The 15821-nt window shown below is 65.0% G+C and carries 15 protein-coding genes; 5 read left to right on the top strand and 10 right to left on the bottom strand.

From position 1 onward, the window contains the following. Nucleotides 1–1314: ABC transporter permease (locus tag CC207_RS27705; RefSeq protein WP_371916475.1), on the top strand; the 1314-nt coding region annotated here is incomplete at its 5' end. Between the two features lie 192 nt (nt 1315–1506). Here CC207_RS27705 and greB read toward each other — a convergent pair. From greB to CC207_RS17660, 4 genes are all read right to left on the bottom strand, one after another. Beyond that, nucleotides 1507–1980 carry a transcription elongation factor GreB gene (greB, locus tag CC207_RS17675; protein WP_028692622.1) on the bottom strand — a complete coding sequence of 158 codons (474 nt, stop codon included), beginning with the start codon at nt 1978–1980 and terminating at the stop codon, nt 1507–1509. Nucleotides 1981–2070: 90 nt separating this feature from the next. Then, nucleotides 2071–2379 (bottom strand): hypothetical protein, encoded by a 309-nt coding sequence (locus CC207_RS17670; protein ID WP_088852492.1) that lies wholly within the window; start codon nt 2377–2379, stop codon nt 2071–2073. Nucleotides 2380–2625: 246 nt separating this feature from the next. Beyond that, nucleotides 2626–3060, bottom strand: a complete 435-nt coding sequence (locus tag CC207_RS17665) for a DoxX family protein (protein ID WP_028692624.1) — start codon at nt 3058–3060, stop codon at nt 2626–2628. Between the two features lie 111 nt (nt 3061–3171). Continuing rightward, on the bottom strand, nt 3172–4578 hold the full coding sequence (locus CC207_RS17660; RefSeq protein WP_088852491.1) for a transglycosylase SLT domain-containing protein: 1407 nt from the start codon (nt 4576–4578) through the stop codon (nt 3172–3174). A 160-nt stretch (nt 4579–4738) separates the two neighbouring features. On the opposite strand from CC207_RS17660, the gene CC207_RS17655 reads away from it, so the two are divergent. The 3 genes from CC207_RS17655 to CC207_RS17645 all read left to right on the top strand — a co-directional run bounded on the left by CC207_RS17655 (nt 4739) and on the right by CC207_RS17645 (nt 7570). After that, nucleotides 4739–5545 carry a TatD family hydrolase gene (locus tag CC207_RS17655; RefSeq protein ID WP_062359504.1) on the top strand — a complete coding sequence of 269 codons (807 nt, stop codon included), beginning with the start codon at nt 4739–4741 and terminating at the stop codon, nt 5543–5545. 86 nt (nt 5546–5631) lie between these two features. After that, complete coding sequence (locus CC207_RS17650; RefSeq protein ID WP_028692627.1) at nt 5632–7110, top strand: methyl-accepting chemotaxis protein; 1479 nt, start codon at nt 5632–5634, stop codon at nt 7108–7110. Between the two features lie 91 nt (nt 7111–7201). Further along, a complete protein-coding gene (locus CC207_RS17645; RefSeq protein ID WP_028692628.1) occupies nt 7202–7570 on the top strand; it encodes an Mpo1-like protein in 369 nt (122 codons plus the stop codon). Nucleotides 7571–7630: 60 nt separating this feature from the next. On the opposite strand, the gene CC207_RS17640 is transcribed toward CC207_RS17645, so the two are convergent. From CC207_RS17640 to CC207_RS17630, 3 genes are all read right to left on the bottom strand, one after another. After that, the gene (locus CC207_RS17640) at nt 7631–8428 is read right to left on the bottom strand and encodes an acyl-CoA thioesterase II (RefSeq protein WP_028692629.1); all 798 of its coding nucleotides are present in this window, start codon (nt 8426–8428) and stop codon (nt 7631–7633) included. Nucleotides 8429–8512: 84 nt separating this feature from the next. After that, nucleotides 8513–9280 (bottom strand): CHAD domain-containing protein, encoded by a 768-nt coding sequence (locus CC207_RS17635; protein ID WP_028692630.1) that lies wholly within the window; start codon nt 9278–9280, stop codon nt 8513–8515. A 14-nt stretch (nt 9281–9294) separates the two neighbouring features. Beyond that, nucleotides 9295–9573, bottom strand: a complete 279-nt coding sequence (locus CC207_RS17630) for a hypothetical protein (RefSeq protein WP_028692631.1) — start codon at nt 9571–9573, stop codon at nt 9295–9297. A gap of 158 nt (nt 9574–9731) precedes the next feature. On the opposite strand from CC207_RS17630, the gene CC207_RS17625 reads away from it, so the two are divergent. Next, nucleotides 9732–10772 carry a patatin-like phospholipase family protein gene (locus CC207_RS17625; RefSeq protein ID WP_088852490.1) on the top strand — a complete coding sequence of 347 codons (1041 nt, stop codon included), beginning with the start codon at nt 9732–9734 and terminating at the stop codon, nt 10770–10772. A 107-nt stretch (nt 10773–10879) separates the two neighbouring features. On the opposite strand, the gene CC207_RS17620 is transcribed toward CC207_RS17625, so the two are convergent. The 3 genes from CC207_RS17620 to lon all read right to left on the bottom strand — a co-directional run bounded on the left by CC207_RS17620 (nt 10880) and on the right by lon (nt 15742). Further along, a complete protein-coding gene (locus CC207_RS17620; protein ID WP_062359508.1) occupies nt 10880–12739 on the bottom strand; it encodes a SurA N-terminal domain-containing protein in 1860 nt (619 codons plus the stop codon). Nucleotides 12740–12919: 180 nt separating this feature from the next. Continuing rightward, the gene (hupB, locus tag CC207_RS17615; protein ID WP_011533117.1) at nt 12920–13192 is read right to left on the bottom strand and encodes a nucleoid-associated protein HU-beta; all 273 of its coding nucleotides are present in this window, start codon (nt 13190–13192) and stop codon (nt 12920–12922) included. Between the two features lie 153 nt (nt 13193–13345). Next, on the bottom strand, nt 13346–15742 hold the full coding sequence (lon, locus tag CC207_RS17610; protein WP_028692634.1) for an endopeptidase La: 2397 nt from the start codon (nt 15740–15742) through the stop codon (nt 13346–13348). Between the last annotated feature and the right edge of the window lie 79 nt (nt 15743–15821).

Raw genomic sequence — 15821 nt, 5'->3', positions numbered from 1 at the left:
CTGGTGTACGGCGCCGCCCTGCTCGCCCTGGGCCTGATCATGTGGCGCCTGAGCCTGGACCTGCTGCTGACCTTCGCCCTGCTCGGCGGCGGGCTGATCGCCGCCTTGCTGCTGGGTGGATTGCTGTTGCTCGGCCTGCGCAGCTTGCGCCGGCTGCTGGCCGGCGCGCCGCTGGCCTGGCGCCTGGGGCTCGGGCAGTTGCTGCGCCACCCGCTGGCCGCCGCCGGCCAGGCCCTGGCCTTCGGCCTGATCCTCCTGGCCATGGGCCTGGTCGCCCTGTTGCGGGCGGAACTGCTCGACACCTGGCAGGCGCAGTTGCCCAAGGACGCACCCAACCATTTCGCCTTGAACATCCTGCCCGACGAGCGCCAGCCGTTCGCCGAGCGCCTGGCCCAGATCAACGCCACCGCCGCGCCGCTGTACCCGGTGATCCCTGGCCGCCTGACCCATATCAACGAGCAGCCGGTGCGCCAGCGGGTCAGCAAGGACTCCACCGGCGAGCGCGCCATCCAGCGCGACCTCAGCCTGACCTGGGCCGCCGAGCTGCCCCAGGGCAACGCCCTGAGCGCGGGCCAATGGTGGCAACAGGCGCCCGCCAGCGATGACGTGCCTGGGGTTTCCGTGGAGGCGGAACTGGCGCAGAGCCTGCACCTGCAACTGGGTGACCTGCTGACATTCGATATCGGCGGCCAGCAGCGCCAGGCCCGGGTCAGCAGCCTGCGCAGCGTGCACTGGGACAGTTTCCAGCCCAACTTCTACATGATCTTCCAGCCAGGAACGCTACAAGGCCTGCCCACCACCTACCTCACCAGCTTCTATCTGGCACCGGGCCACGACCAGGAGATCGTCGCGCTGTCCCGCGCGTTCCCGGCGGTGACCGTGCTGCAGGTCGACGCGTTGCTGGCGCAACTGCGCAGCATCCTCGCCCAGGTCACCCTGGCGGTGGAGTACGTGCTGCTGTTCGTGCTGGCGGCTGGGCTGGCGGTGCTGTTCGCCGGCCTGCAGGCAACCCTCGACGAGCGCATCCGCCAGGGCGCCCTGCTGCGGGCGCTGGGGGCGGCGCGCCAGCTGCTGGTCAAGGCTAGGCGCATCGAGTTCGGCCTGCTCGGCGCGGCAAGCGGCGTGCTCGCGGCACTGGGTTGCGAGCTGATCACCTGGGCGCTGTACCGCTATGCCTTCGACCTGCACTGGGTACCCCATCCGTGGCTGCTGGCGCTGCCGCTGGCCGGGGCGGTGCTGGTGGGCGGAGCCGGGGTGATCGGTACACGTCGCGCGCTCAATGCCAGTCCGTTGGCGGTGTTGCGCGAGGGGTGAAGAAATGAAGCATTGCGAATGATCGAGGGTTTGCGCTTTTCCCTGTAGGAGCGGCCTTGTGTCGCGAAAGGGCCGCGCAGCGGCCCCAGCAATCGTTGCCTTGATGCTGATATCCCGGGGCCGCTATGCGGCCCTTTCGCGACACAAGGCCGCTCCTACAGGGATCGAGTATGGCCTTGAGTTCTGCGCCAGCTAGAGGTTGTAGCGGATGCTGTTCACATACCAGGTCGCCTCACCGGTGGGCGTGTGCACCACCACCTCGTCGCCCTCCTCCTTCTTGAGCAAGGCCCGGGCCATGGGTGAGTCGATGGAGATGTAGTCGTTGCGCCCGTGGATCTCGTCATAGCCGACGATGCGAAAACGCAGCTGCTCGCCGTCATCGTTCTCGATTTCCACCCAGGCACCGAAGAACACCTTGCCTTCCTGCTGGGGCGAGTACTCGACGACCTTGACGTCTTCCAGGCGCTTGCGCAGGTAGCGCACGCGGCGGTCGATCTCGCGCAGCAGCTTCTTGTTGTACTGGTAGTCGGCGTTCTCGCTGCGATCGCCCAGCGAGGCCGCCCAGGTGACCTTCTGGGTGATCTCCGGGCGATAGACCCGCCACAGGTGATCAAGCTCCTGCTTCAGCGCTGCATGGCCTTCGATGGTGATGATGTTGGTGCTCAACGACTGTCTCCTCAGTGCATCCGCGGCGGGACGACAGGCGCCCACCGGGAGACCGAGCTTAGCGAAAAACGGCTGGACGCGACACGCCGCTCAACGGCGGGTAATCAGGCCCTGGCGGGCAATGCGGGTGAGCTGGCCGATAACCTCGGCGGCCACTTCGGCCTCAGGCGCCTGAATCACGGCCAGGTCGAAGCGGTCGTTGCCGTACTGGTCGAGCTGTTCACAGCTGTCGGAGAACTGGATAAGGAAGGCACAGGCCTGGCCCTTGCGTCGGGAAAAGCCATCGAGATTGCGCAAAAGCGTGGGTTGATGCTGGCCGCCGAGCAGGATGCGCGGGGTACGGGAAGCCTGGTTCTTGGCCAGGGGGGGCAAGCAGACACTGGTACGTGGGCAACTCATGGAGTCTCTCTCCGCCTCGCTGTTCCCGCTGGGCAGCGGTGGGAGGCGTCACCGAACCAGCGCTTTAGCGGTATTTCGGATGACCCGTCGGGGCCTCTCCTGCGCCCCGCAAGTAGCTGTTTAAATCGGCGCAATCGGTATGCTAGAGGCTGACGCTTGAAGTTACAAGCGCTTGTGCAAAAGCAATCGCGGGGCCAGCCCACTCCCACACGCTTCGTGGGATTGGCCTGGCCCCGCGATTGCCGATCAGCGTGCGATCAGACGGTCCAGCGACAGCCGGCCCGCGCCCTCGATCAGCACCGCCACGGTACCGGCCATCAGCGCCAGGGCGAACTCATAACCGTTGTTGGACATGAACAGCCCGTTGCCGATGTGCACCGAGAAGATCGCCACCACCAGGGTCACGCTCAGCGCCAGCGCCGCCGGGCGGGCCAGCAGGCCGACCACCAGGGCCAGGCCGCCGAAGAACTCGGCGCTGCCGGACAGCAAGGCCATCAGGTAGCCCGGGGCCAGGCCGATGCTTTCCATCCACTGGCCGGTGCCTTCCAGGCCGTAGCCGCCGAACAGGCCGAACAGTTTCTGCGCGCCGTGGGCCATGAAGATGACGCCGACCAGGATACGCACGACGCTCAGGCCATAACCGGCGCGGGTAGTGAACAGGGCTTTGAGGGAGTTGTTCATGTTTGCTTCCTTGTTTGAGCAGGTGTGTGTTGGATGAGCGCCATCTTAATCAAATAATCGAATAAGAAAATCGCAATAATCGCGTAAAATCTATCGAATTATTAGATTTATCTAGCGCTTCGCCACACGCTCCAGGGAAGCCCGCTCGCGGTTGAACGCGAGGAAGTACTTGTTGACGCTATTGACGAAGTTCACCGGCCCCATGCCCACCTGCTCCATGGCGATGCGTTCGGTCTGGAAGAACCACTGGTTGCCATTGAGCCCACGCCGCCGGGCCTCGGCACGCATGGCCTGGACCCGCTCCGGCCCGAGGTTGTAGGCGGCCAGGATAAACGCCATGCGCTCACGCTCGTTGAGCTGGGGGCTGGCGAAGAACTTGCGGCGGATCAGCGCCAGGTAACGGGCGCTGGCCTGGACATTGCCGTCCACCGTGGCGGTGTTGCTCACTCCCACCCGCTGGGCCGCCGACGGGGTGATCTGCATCAGCCCGTGGGCGCCACCGGTGCCGCGCGCCTTGGGATCGAGGGTCGACTCCTTGAACGCCAGGGCGGCCAGGTTGAGCCAGTCGAACTGTTGGTCGCCACCGTGCTTCTGCAGCACCGAGCGCACCGACTCCAGACGCTGGCGGTCCCCGCGGGCCAGCGGGTTGTGCACCCTGTACTGGCGCCGGTAGATGCGCTCGAAGGCCGCGTCCTGGTTGTCCGGCGCGCGATAGGTGGCGAGGAAACGATCCACCGCCGCCTGCAGCATCGGGGCATCCTGGCGCACATACCAGCGCATGGCCTGGGGCTGGGCCAACTGCAGCTTGCTGTCCACCCGCAGACGCGGCATCACCCGCGCCCAGCGCTGGGCGATCGGCCGCTCAACTACTGTCAGCGGGTAGATACCGGCCTGGACCATTTCCAGCACATCCTCCACCGCCAGCGTCGGGTCGACCCACTCCACCTTGATCGGTGCCCGCTTGCGCAAGGCCAGCCGCTGGTTGATCGCCTGGATCGCCGCGCCCGCGGCACTGGCGGTGGTCAGGGCGACGGTACGCCCGGACAGCTGCTCGGGGCGGCTGTAGCCGCGCTCGCCCTTGCGCCCGACCAGTTGCAGAGGCACCTGGTCGACCACCGGGGCGCTGACGCCGACTCCGCGCACCACGCTCGGGTCGAGTAGCTCGCCGGGGGCGGCGAGATCACCCTCGCCGCGTTGCAAAGCCGCAAGCAGCTGCTCCTTGGCGCGGGGGATGATCTTCAGGGTGATTTCCTGGCCGTCGGCGACCCGGGCATTGAGGGCGTGTTCCAGGGCGCGCAGGCGATAGTACTCGACGCCCACCGGCTCGCCCTTGACCTCGCCGGAGCTGTTGCGGCTCTGGTTGACCAGCACCCGCAGCACCTTGCTCGAGCGGATCTGCGCCAGGTCGCGCGCCTGGCTGGCCGGCACATGCTGCTGCGGCCCGGCTTCGCCGGCAGCGACCGGCCCGGCGGCCAGCAGCCCGGACAGCAACAGGCACGTCAAAAAGGTTCGCAACATGGGGAAAAGGGTCCGAGAGCGGTTGGCGGGCACCATGGTGCTGTGATCGATCCGTGACAAATGACCGCAACAGACCACGGCAAACGTTTGAAGTTCTTGGTTTTTTCTCGATATCCCGGTTTTTGCTATGCTGGCCGCCCCCGCGGCACGAGGTAGCACCATGCAACTGATCGATATCGGCGTCAACCTGACCAACAGCAGTTTCCACGACCAGCAGGCCGCCATCGTCGAGCGCGCCGTGGAGGCCGGCGTGGCACAGATGGTCCTTACCGGCACCAGCCTGGAGGTCAGCGCCGAGGCCCTGAAACTGTGCCAGCACCTGGACGAACCCGGCCAGCGCCTGTTCAGCACCGCCGGCGTGCACCCTCACGACGCCAGCCACTGGAACAGCGGCAGCGAACGCCAGCTGCGCGAACTGCTCGCCCAGCCACGGGTGGTGGCCGTGGGCGAATGCGGCCTGGACTTCAATCGCGACTTCTCCCCACGCCCGGCCCAGGAAAAGGCCCTGGAAGCGCAGTTGGCGCTGGCGGTCGAGCTGCGCCTGCCGGTGTTCCTCCACGAGCGTGAGGCCAGCGAGCGCCTGCTGGCAATCCTCAAGGACTACCGCGACCAGTTGCCCGCCGCCGTGGTGCACTGCTTCACCGGCGAGCGCCAGGCGCTGTTCGCCTACCTCGACCAGGACCTGCACATCGGCATCACCGGCTGGATCTGCGACGAGCGCCGCGGCACCCACCTGCATCCCCTGGTCGGCAACATCCCCGAGGGTCGCCTGATGCTCGAAAGCGATGCGCCCTACCTGCTGCCCCGCAGCCTGCGGCCCAAGCCGAAGAACGGCCGCAACGAGCCGGCCTTCCTGCCCGAGGTGCTGCGCGAGGTGGCCCTGCATCGCCATGAAACCGCAGCGCACACCGCCGCCCACACCAGCGCCTGCGCCCGCGCGTTCTTTGGTCTGCCTGAGGTTTCTTGACGCATATCAACAAGGCCCCTGGCGTTGGCGGGCACAATGATGGCACCTTGCCAATAATGTTTCCGCCAACTCAGAGAAGACCTACCATGGGTGCCTGGCTTAGCAACGTTTCCCTCAAATACAAGTTCTGGGCCGTCAATGCCGTGGCCTTCGTCACCACCCTGCTGCTGGTGCTCTACGCGGTGTACCTGGAGCAACAGGCCCGCGCCACCGGCGCCCAGGCGCAAGCCCAGGCCCAGGCCGAACTGCTGGCGGCATGGCCCGCCGGGCAGGCCCTGCCCACCCAGGCCAACCTGATCACCTGGCGCAATGGGCAAACGCCGCAGTTCGCCGGCGAACCCCTCGAGGCCCTGCGCGATGGCCAGGGCTGGGTCGAACTGTCCGGTGCCTGGATCCTCGGCGACAACCCGCTGCGTGGCGCCCAGGTGCTGCGCCGGGGCGACCAGCAGCTCGCGGTAATCGCCCAGTCGCCGAGCCTGCGCCAGGTCTATTTCGATCGGTTCAGCAACTACGCCGTGTGCGTGCTGATCCTGATGCTGGCGATGCTCTGCGCTTCACAGTTGTTGATCCGTTTCCTGCTCAGCCAGCTCAACACCCTCAAGGATGTGATGCTGCACGTGGAGAAGACCGGCGACCTCTCGGCCCGGGTGCCCCTGGCCTGCGGCGACGAAGTCGGGCAGATGGCCGGCGCGTTCAACGCCATGCAGACCACCTACCACCGCGTGGTCAGCACCGTGGCGCGCACCGCCGCGCAGCTGGACTCCGGCGCCGCGCGCCTGGCCGGCAGCATGGATGAAGTGCGCCACGGCATGATCGGCCAGCAGAGCGAGACCGACCAGGCCGCCACCGCCATCAACGAAATGACCGCCACCGTCCACCATATCGCCCAGCATGCCGGCGCCACCCGCGACCTGTCGCAGACCGCCGACACCCTGGCCGGCAGCGGCCAGGCCGTGGTCAGCCGCGTGCAGGACTCGATTGCCGGGCTCTCCAGCGGTGTGCAGCAGACCGCCGAGATGATCCGCCAACTGGCCGACGACAGCCAGAAGATCAATGGCGTGGTCGGCGTCATCCACAGCATCGCCGAACAGACCAACCTGCTCGCCCTCAACGCCGCCATCGAGGCGGCCCGGGCCGGTGACCTGGGCCGGGGCTTTGCCGTGGTCGCCGACGAGGTGCGCAACCTTGCCAAGCGCGTGCAGACCTCCACCGACGAGATCACCACCATGGTCGCCGACCTGCAGGCCGGCACCCGCGACGCGGTGGATTTCATGCAGGAAAGCTCATTCAAGGCCGACGATTGCGTCAAGCAGGCCCGCGAGGCCGGCGAGGCCCTGGCCGAGATCACCAGCGCCGTGGCACAGATGCGCGAAAGCAACACCCAGATCGCCGTGGCCGCCGAGCAGCAGAGCCAGGTGGCCGAGGAGATGAACCGCGCCGTGGTCAGTATCCGCGACGTGACCGAGGAGACCGTGCAGCAGACCGTTGGCTCGGCCACCACCAGCAGTGAGCTGGCGACCCTCGCCGGCGAGCTGAACAAGGCGATCGGCCAGCTCAAGCTGTGACCGGCGCCGGCTATGGCCACCATAGCCAGCCTCGATTGGCCCCCGCCCGGGGGCCGCACTAAGCTTTGGACAAGCCCCAGAGGATCTGTCCATGAGCAAACGACTGCCCAATCTGCCCGCCTGGCAATGGCGCGGCTACCACCACAACCATCGCCACCCCGCCAATCTGGTGCTGCACCTGATCGCCGTGCCGCTGTTCATCCTGGGCGCGCTGCTGGTGTTGTCGGGGCTGTTTGGACTGGACCTGTCGCAGATCGCCGTGGGTATCATCGCCCTGGTGGCCGGGCTGGGCCTGCAACGCCAGGGGCACCGCCTGGAAGCCGAGCAACCCGAGCCGTTCACCGACCGCAAGGATGCCGTACAACGCCTGCTCACCGAGCAGTTCATCACCTTCCCGCGCTTCGTGCTGAGTGGTGCCTGGTGGCGGGCCTGGCGCGAGCGCCACAAGCACCGCCACTGACTGAAAACATCACCCGGCGTGGGAGCGGGCTTGCCCGGCGATTGGCTTGATGAAGATGGCTCAGGCGAACACAGTCACCGTCTGCCGGCTCAACGCCAGCAACTCCCCTTCAGACGTCCACAATGCCGCGGCCGCATGGCCATAGCCATCACGGGCATACTCGGTCTCGACCACATAGCGGCACCAGTCGAGGGTTGACAGCTGCGGCGTGGGCTGCACGAACTCGATGGTCCAGGTCAGCGTGCTGCCGGCGGCGGGCTGCTTGAGATAGGGAAGCAGACTGGGCGGCCAGGCATCGACCAATGCCAGCAGGTGCGCCACCCCGACCGGCTCCTCGGCGACATCGCGCAGGCGTACCCAGCCCCCCATATGGCGCGAGTCGTTGCCACTGAACGGCAGGCCGCCGACCGCCCAGCGAAACGCCACATGCTGCATGAACGCCGGTGTAATGCCCTTGATAAAGGGCAACTCCGGCGCCGCCTCCTGCAGCGGCTTCATCGGCATCGCGGCAGGCGCGTCGACCGCCACCACCGAAGGGCGACCAGCACCGAAGCTGCCCTGCACCAGGGTCACTACCTGGCCATCCTGCACGGCGCGCCCCAGCAAGGTGCTGACCGCCTTGCCCTCGCGCAGCACCTCCACCTCCAGGCTGATTGGCATATCCGGCGCCGCCGGGCCGACGAAGGTGATGGCCAGCGAACGCACCGGGCGGTCGTCGCCCAGCTTCTGGCGCATCGCTTCGTGCACCATTGCCGCCATCAGGCCGCCGAACACCGCGCGTCCCTGGGCCCAGCCGGCGGGTACGCTGATGGCCTCGGGGTGTGTGCGGGCGGCAGTCAGCAATTCTGTGAAGTTCATATGCCAGGGCTCCTGCGCAAAAAAGAACCGATAGTAACCAGCGATCACGCCAGCCACAGCCCGCATATCGGTCATTTGCCGGGACTAACGACGCGCCAGAGCCTTTTGCAGCGCTTCGAGGGTGAGGTCGGAACGCGCCTCGGCAGCATGCAGCTCATGCTCCCAGGCCACCTTGCAGCCGAGCAGGTCGCTGTGCTCGCGCACCTGCAGCAACCACTGTACGCGGTCGTGCCAGTCACCCAGGTCACCCTGGGCCGACTTGAGCAGGCGCTGCAGCTTGCTGCCGGCGTGTTCGAGTTGCGGGTAGGCCTGGTCGCCATAGCGCACCCGCTTGATCAGCAGGCGCAGGCGGTGGCGGTCGTGGCCAGGGTCCGACAGGGCCACCTGCAGCTTGTGCCATTGCTTGTGCAGGCGCTTGTCGATGCGCTGCCCCAGCTTCTGCGCCAACCCCTCACGGCCGGCGGCACGCAGGAACATCGGGAACGCATCGAGAATCGCCAGCACGCGATTGAGCTGGGCACTGGCCGCGACACTGGCATAGGTGCGCGCCCTGCCCTCCTGGCGACGCTGGCCTGCCTGCGCGTGCCCACGGCCGATCAGTTGCGCCGCCAGCACCTCGCGGTCACGCAGCGGCGTGGTCAGCGTGCCCAGCGCCCCGGCCGCCTGCTCGAGCTGTTCGACGCCCGGCAAGCCACGCAACGGCCGCAGCAGGCTGCGCAGACGCCGCAAGGTGATGCGCAGGTCGTGCAACGCCTCGCGGTCGGTGTCGGCGGCCAGGCGTTCGCGGCAGGCCAGCAGGCGCACCTGCAGCGCCAGAACCTGGCCGACCACATGATCGAGCATGGCGGACATGGGCAGCTCCTCGGTCAACGCCCGGCGCGGGATTCACGAATGTAGAAACGGGCCTTCTCGGCCTTGTGGGTACAGCCTTCGAAGCCTTCGAACTGCTGCTGGGTCTTGGCGCCGGTCAACAGCGACAGCGCCTTGGAATAACTCACGGTACCGGCAAAGCCTTCGGCCTTGGCCAGGTCCAGTTCCTTCCAGGCGGCATCGAGCTGGGTCGCGCAACTGTCACGATAGGCCGTCTTGCCCGCGCAGCCGACCAAGGCCAGGGCAATCAGAGGAAGGGTGATCCAGGCTTTCATCGGTAATACCTCGAGGGTGAAAAACTAAGGTGGCCGTTCGACGGCAAAGCAAACGAAAAGTGCCCTGCTCAGCGTAGCCCAGCACGGGCTACATTGAAGCACAGGTGGCAATGGGTGCATTGTTGGACCATGGTGGCACAGCCACAGGGGGAAAAGTCATGGGCAAACGCGTGGCATTGGTGCTGGGCTCCGGTGGCGCCCGAGGGTACGCGCACATCGGCGTGATCGAGGAAATCGAACGGCGCGGCTACGAGATCGGGTGCATCGCCGGCTGCTCGATGGGCGCTGTAATCGGTGGCATCTACGCCGCCGGCAAGCTCGACGAATACCGCAGTTGGATCGAGAGCCTGGACTACCTCGACGTGCTGCGCCTGGTGGACGTCAGCTTCCGCCTGGGAGCGATCCGCGGCGACAAGGTGTTCGGTCAGATCCGCAAGATCGTCGGCGAGATCAACATCGAGCAGTTGCGCATCCCCTACACGGCGGTCGCCACCGACCTCACCAACCAGCAGGAGATCTGGTTCCAGGAGGGCTGCCTGCACCAGGCCATGCGCGCCTCGGCGGCCATTCCCAGCCTGTTCACCCCCGTGGTGCAAGGCAACCGCATGCTGGTCGATGGCGGCATCCTCAACCCGCTGCCGATCGTGCCGGTGGTGTCCAGCCACTGCGACCTGATCATCGCCGTCAACCTCAACGCCACCAACCAGAAGCAGTACCAGCTGCCGGTGATCGAGCGCCCGGCGGCGTTCAAGATGCGCTTCGATGCCTTGATCAGTTCGCTCGGCTCGCGCCTGCCGTTTCGCCGCAAGCCGGCCGAACAACTGATTCGCCTGGAGCAGGAAATCACTGCCGAGGGACTGGCCAGTCCCAATCCGTGGCTCTCGGACAGCGCCGCCCCCGAGGGCCAGCAGCCGGCGGCTGCGCCGCAGAGCGAGGGAGCGCCGAAGTCGGCCACCGGGTCGTTCATCGTCGACAACGTCGGCCCTGCCTCCCTGCTCGACCTGATCAACCAGAGTTTCGAGGTGATGCAGACGTCACTGGCGCAATACAAGATCGCCGGCTATCCGCCGGATGTGCTGATCAACGTGCCCAAGCGCGTGTGCCGGTTCTTCGAGTTCTACAAGGCACCGGAGCTGATCGCCCTGGGGCGGGAGATTGCCCGGGATACGCTGGACAATCATGAGGGGGTTCAGCGATAGGTCTCTCTTCAGGCCGCGTGCAGTCCCTGAGGGAGATATGCGAAGGTCTTGATCATCGGAAACGAAACAGGCCGCATACGCGGCCTGTTTCGTGATCAGCGCGCCACTCAGTAGCGCGTGATGTCGGCACTGCCCTCAAGCAGCTTGCGATAGGCCGCGAAGTCCTGCGAACCGGCACGCGACGCGAGGTAGCGACGGATCTGCGCCTTCTCTTCGTCGGTGGCGGCGGCGCCCTCGTTGACGCCCTTGAGCTGCAGGACCACCAGGCTGCCGTCGCCCAGGACCACGCTGCCGTAGACCGGCTTGTCCTTGGACGCAGGCTTGCCGAGACGGAACACCGCCTGCAGCTCGGCCGGGTCGATACCGTCCTGGCCACGGGTGACCGCTTCGTGGACCTTCCAACCCTGACCTTCGGCCTTGGTCGAACCCTCGCGCAGGCCGGCGATCAGCTTGTCAGCCTTGGTCTTGAGCTCGGCAATCGCCTTCTCCTTGGCCAGGTGCTGGCTGATGTTCTTGGCCACGGCCTCCAGCGGCAGTTGCTCAGGCTTGCGATGCTCCTTGACGCGCAGTACCACCACGGTCTCCGGATCCAGCTCGATGGCGTTGCTGTTGGCGCCCTCTTCCAGCACCTGCTCGCTGAACGCGGCCTGGATCACCGCACGGTTGGCGGTGATGCCTTCACCACCCTCGCGACCGAAGGCTGCCGAGGTGTGTACCTTCAGGCCCAGGTCCTGGGCCGGCTGGGCCAGGTCGGAGGCTTCGAAGGCGGTATCCTCGAGCTGCTTGGTGGCCTCGACGAAGCGCTGCTCCACCTGCTGGGTCTTCAGCTCGTGGGTCAGCTTGTCCTTCAGGCTGGCGAAGCTCGGCACGTCCGGCGCCTGCACACCCAACAGCTTGATCAGGTGGTAGCCGAACTCGGTGCGCACGGGTGCGGACACCTGGTCCTTGTTCAGCTTGTACAGCGCGTCCTCGAAGGCCGGGTCGTACACGCCGGGGCCGGCGAAGCCGAGGTCGCCACCGGTATTGGCCGAACCCGGGTCCTGGGAGAATTCCTTGGCCAGCTTGGCGAAGTCCTCACCCTTGTCCAGGCGCTGCTGTATCTCTTCGATACGGGCCTTGGCCTTGGCATCGTCGGTCTTGTCGTTGACCTCGATCAGGATGTGCGCGGCATGGCGCTGCTCGCCAAGGTTGGCGATCTCCTTCTCATACAGGGCCTTGAGCTCGCCGTCATCGACCTTGACCTGGTCAAAGAAAGCCGACTTCTTCAGCTCAAGGTAGTCGATGACCACCTGGTCCGGGGTCATGAATTCCTTGGCGTGCTGGTCGTAGTGCGCCTTGACCTCCTCATCGCTCACCTTGACTGCGGCCGGGTCGGCCTTGAAGGTCTGCGAAGCGAAATCACGGGTCTGCTTCTCGAGGCGGGCGAAGGCCTCGACCTGCTTGTCGGTGACGAAGCTGCTACCGGCAAGGCCGGTGCGCAGCTGGCCGATCAGCATTTCCTGGGCGAGCATCTCGCGGAACTGCATGCGGCCGTAACCCATCTGGCGGATGACCGAGTCAAAGCGCTCGGCGCTGAACTTGCCATCGACCTGGAATTCAGGCGTCTGCAGGATCAGCTGATCCAGCGCGGCCTCGGAAAAAGCGAACTTGGCGTCTTCGGCACCCTGCAACAGCAGCTTGCGATCGATCAGCCCCTTGAGCGCGGCTTCGCGCAGCATCTTCTCGTCCAGCAGCGCAGGGTCGAAATCCTTGCCCAGCTGTTGCATCAGCTGGCGGCGCTGCATGTCCACGGCCTGACTCAGCTCGTTCTGGCTGATGGTCTGGCCGTTCACCTTGGCGGCGTCCTGGCTATGGCTGGCGGCCTGGAAAATGGCCTCGAAGCCGGTCAACGCCATCAACACGACGATAAGGCCGATGATGGTCTTGGCAATCCAACCTTGTGAATTGTCCCTGATATTCTGCAGCATGCGTCCCCCAGAAACGGCTGTACCACTGCGTCGACAACCGCGGAGCGTGGGTAGAATCCTGATAGAAGAAAGGCGCATCCAGTGGATGCGCCTTTTCGAAGCGAGCGTGCCAGCGGGAACGTTTGCGACCCGCCGTCACGCGGTCGGCCCTGACGATGCCCGGGCCGGCTGAAAGACGACTTAGTTGACGGCGTCTTTCAGGCCCTTGCCAGCCTTGAAGCCTGGAACCTTGGCGGCAGCGATCTTGATCGCCTTGCCGGTTTGCGGGTTACGGCCGGTGCGCTCGGCGCGCTCCTTGACCGAGAAGGTACCGAAACCTACCAGTACCACATCGTCACCTTGCTTCAGGGCGCCGGTGACGGATTCGATGACTGCGTCCAGCGCACGGCCGGCTACAGCTTTCGGGATGTCAGCAGATGCGGCGATAGCGTCAATCAGTTCCGACTTGTTCACTCTAAGTCCCCTTATTTCTCTATTGAGTTTGTTTCTAAGTATGTAATGAAAAGCTTATGAAACGAGCGCTGGGTGGCCTGTTGACACTGGCGTGCCGTTTTATAGCAAGGGCCGGAAAATACTGTCAACCAACGCCCCCCAGCGAAATACGTACTAGTGCGTGCTGATTCTTTCCTTAGCATCGCCGTCGCGCTTCTCATCTTTCGCGACAATCTCCGGAGCCACATCTGGCAAGGGCTCCGGGGCGTATTGCAGCGCAATTTGGAGGACTTCGTCAATCCATTTGACCGGTTTGATCTGAAGATCCTGTTTGATATTTTCCGGAATCTCCTTCAAGTCGCGAACATTCTCCTCGGGAATGATCACCGTCTTGATCCCACCGCGGTGTGCCGCCAGCAGTTTTTCCTTGAGGCCACCGATGGCCAGGACTTGGCCGCGCAGAGTGATCTCACCGGTCATCGCCACATCGGCGCGCACCGGGATCTGGGTCAGGGCCGACACCAGCGCGGTACACATGCCGATACCGGCACTCGGGCCGTCCTTGGGCGTGGCGCCTTCGGGCATATGGATGTGAACGTCGCGCTTCTCGTGGAAATCTGCAGCGATTCCCAGACTCTTGGCGCGGCTGCGCACCACCGTCTGCGCGGCGGTGATCGACTCGACCATGACGTCGCCGAGCGAGCCGGTCTTGATCAGTTGGCCCTTGCCCGGGATCACCACGGCCTCGATGGTCAGCAGTTCACCGCCCACCTGGGTCCAGGCAAGACCGGTGACCTGGCCGATCTGGTCCTGCTGCTCGGCCAGGCCATAACGGAACTTGCGCACGCCCAGCAGTTGCTCGAGCTGCTCGCCGCTGACCTTCACCTTCACCTGTTTGGCCCCGGTGTGCTCCTTGACCACCTTGCGGCAAACCTTGGCGATCTGGCGCTCCAGGCCACGCACGCCAGCTTCGCGGGTGTAGTAACGAATGATGTCGCGGATGGCCGATACCTCGACCTCCAGCTCGTCCTTCTTCAGGCCGTTGGCCTTGACCTGCTTGGGCACCAGGTACTTGACCGCGATGTTGATCTTCTCGTCCTCGGTGTAACCCGGCAAGCGGATGACTTCCATGCGGTCGAGCAGCGCCGGCGGGATGTTCATCGAGTTCGAGGTGCACAGGAACATCACATCCGAGAGGTCGTAGTCGACTTCCAGGTAGTGATCGTTGAAGTTGTGGTTCTGCTCGGGGTCAAGCACTTCCAGCAACGCCGAGGCCGGATCGCCGCGCATGTCGCTACCCATCTTGTCGATTTCGTCGAGCAGGAACAGCGGATTACGTACACCGACCTTGGTCATTTTCTGAATCAGACGACCGGGCATCGAGCCGATGTAGGTGCGGCGGTGGCCACGGATCTCGGCCTCGTCACGCACGCCGCCCAGGGCCATGCGCACGAACTTGCGGTTGGTGGCGGCGGCGATCGATTCGGCCAGCGAGGTCTTGCCCACGCCGGGCGGACCGACCAGGCACAGCACCGGACCGCGGATTTTCTTGACGCGTTTCTGTACGGCGAGGTACTCGAGAATGCGCTCCTTGACCTCTTCCAGGCCATAATGGTCGGCATCGAGGATCTCTTCGGCCTTGGCCAAATCCAGGCGTACCTTGCTCTGGGCCTTCCACGGCACCTGTACCAGCCAGTCGAGGTACGAACGCACCACGGTGGCCTCGGCCGACATCGGCGACATCTGCTTGAGCTTGTTCAGCTCGGCCTGGGCCTTGGCCAGGGCGTCTTTCGGCAGGCCGGCGGCGTCGATGCGCTTTTTCAGTTCCTCGACTTCGTTGTGGCCTTCGTCGCCATCGCCGAGCTCTTTCTGAATGGCCTTCATCTGCTCATTCAGGTAGTACTCGCGCTGGCTGCGCTCCATCTGCTTCTTCACCCGGCCACGGATACGCTTCTCGACCTGCAGCAGGTCGATCTCGGCGTCCAGCAGCGCCAGCACGTGTTCCACGCGGGCCTGCAGGTCGACGATCTCGAGGATCTCCTGCTTCTGCTCGATCTTCAGCGCCATGTGCGCGGCCATGGTGTCGACCAGGCGGCCTGGCTCCTCGATGCTGTTGAGCGAGGACAGCACTTCGGCCGGGACCTTCTTGCCCAACTGCACGTACTGCTCGAACTGCGACAGCAAGGTCCGCACGAACACTTCGGACTCGCGCTCGGCGGTCTCGGTTTCGTCGATCAGGCTGACTTCGGCGCGGATATGGCCGTCGACTTCGTTGAAACGTTCCACGGCGCCGCGCTGTTCACCCTCGACCAGCACCTTGACGGTGCCATCGGGCAGTTTGAGCAGTTGCAGCACGGTGGCGACGGTGCCGACGCGATACAGAGCGTCTTCGCCCGGATCATCGTCAGCCGGATTCTTCTGGGCCAGCAGGAGGATCTGCTTCTCGCCCGTCATCGCCGCCTCGAGGGCTTCGATGGACTTCTCACGCCCCACGAACAGTGGGATGACCATGTGCGGATAGACGACGACGTCGCGCAATGGCAAAAGAGGCAAGTCGAGGGTGGTCTTCATGATTTCGCCTCTACAGCGGCCTTGGTGGCCGGAAACCGTTGGAAATGGTGCTTGGGGCTAATGTGGGGGCAGGCCTGGC

It is taken from the genome of Pseudomonas sp. DrBHI1 (assembly GCF_002205115.1).
Taxonomy (GTDB): Bacteria; Pseudomonadota; Gammaproteobacteria; order Pseudomonadales; family Pseudomonadaceae; genus Aquipseudomonas; species Aquipseudomonas mosselii.
Note: the sequence above shows the minus strand (reverse complement) of the source record. Positions and strands in the feature narration are given on the sequence as shown.

Coding starts and splice junctions, on each gene's coding strand:
- CC207_RS17645 (WP_028692628.1), top strand. CDS start 7,202: ATGAGCAAACGACTGCCCAATCTGCCCGCCTGGCAATGGCGCGGCTAC.
- CC207_RS17640 (WP_028692629.1), bottom strand. CDS start 8,428: ATGAACTTCACAGAATTGCTGACTGCCGCCCGCACACACCCCGAGGCC.
- lon (WP_028692634.1), bottom strand. CDS start 15,742: ATGAAGACCACCCTCGACTTGCCTCTTTTGCCATTGCGCGACGTCGTC.
- CC207_RS17665 (WP_028692624.1), bottom strand. CDS start 3,060: ATGAACAACTCCCTCAAAGCCCTGTTCACTACCCGCGCCGGTTATGGC.
- CC207_RS17625 (WP_088852490.1), top strand. CDS start 9,732: ATGGGCAAACGCGTGGCATTGGTGCTGGGCTCCGGTGGCGCCCGAGGG.
- CC207_RS17635 (WP_028692630.1), bottom strand. CDS start 9,280: ATGTCCGCCATGCTCGATCATGTGGTCGGCCAGGTTCTGGCGCTGCAG.
- CC207_RS17630 (WP_028692631.1), bottom strand. CDS start 9,573: ATGAAAGCCTGGATCACCCTTCCTCTGATTGCCCTGGCCTTGGTCGGC.
- CC207_RS17655 (WP_062359504.1), top strand. CDS start 4,739: ATGCAACTGATCGATATCGGCGTCAACCTGACCAACAGCAGTTTCCAC.
- CC207_RS17620 (WP_062359508.1), bottom strand. CDS start 12,739: ATGCTGCAGAATATCAGGGACAATTCACAAGGTTGGATTGCCAAGACC.
- CC207_RS17650 (WP_028692627.1), top strand. CDS start 5,632: ATGGGTGCCTGGCTTAGCAACGTTTCCCTCAAATACAAGTTCTGGGCC.
- CC207_RS17670 (WP_088852492.1), bottom strand. CDS start 2,379: ATGAGTTGCCCACGTACCAGTGTCTGCTTGCCCCCCCTGGCCAAGAAC.
- CC207_RS17660 (WP_088852491.1), bottom strand. CDS start 4,578: ATGTTGCGAACCTTTTTGACGTGCCTGTTGCTGTCCGGGCTGCTGGCC.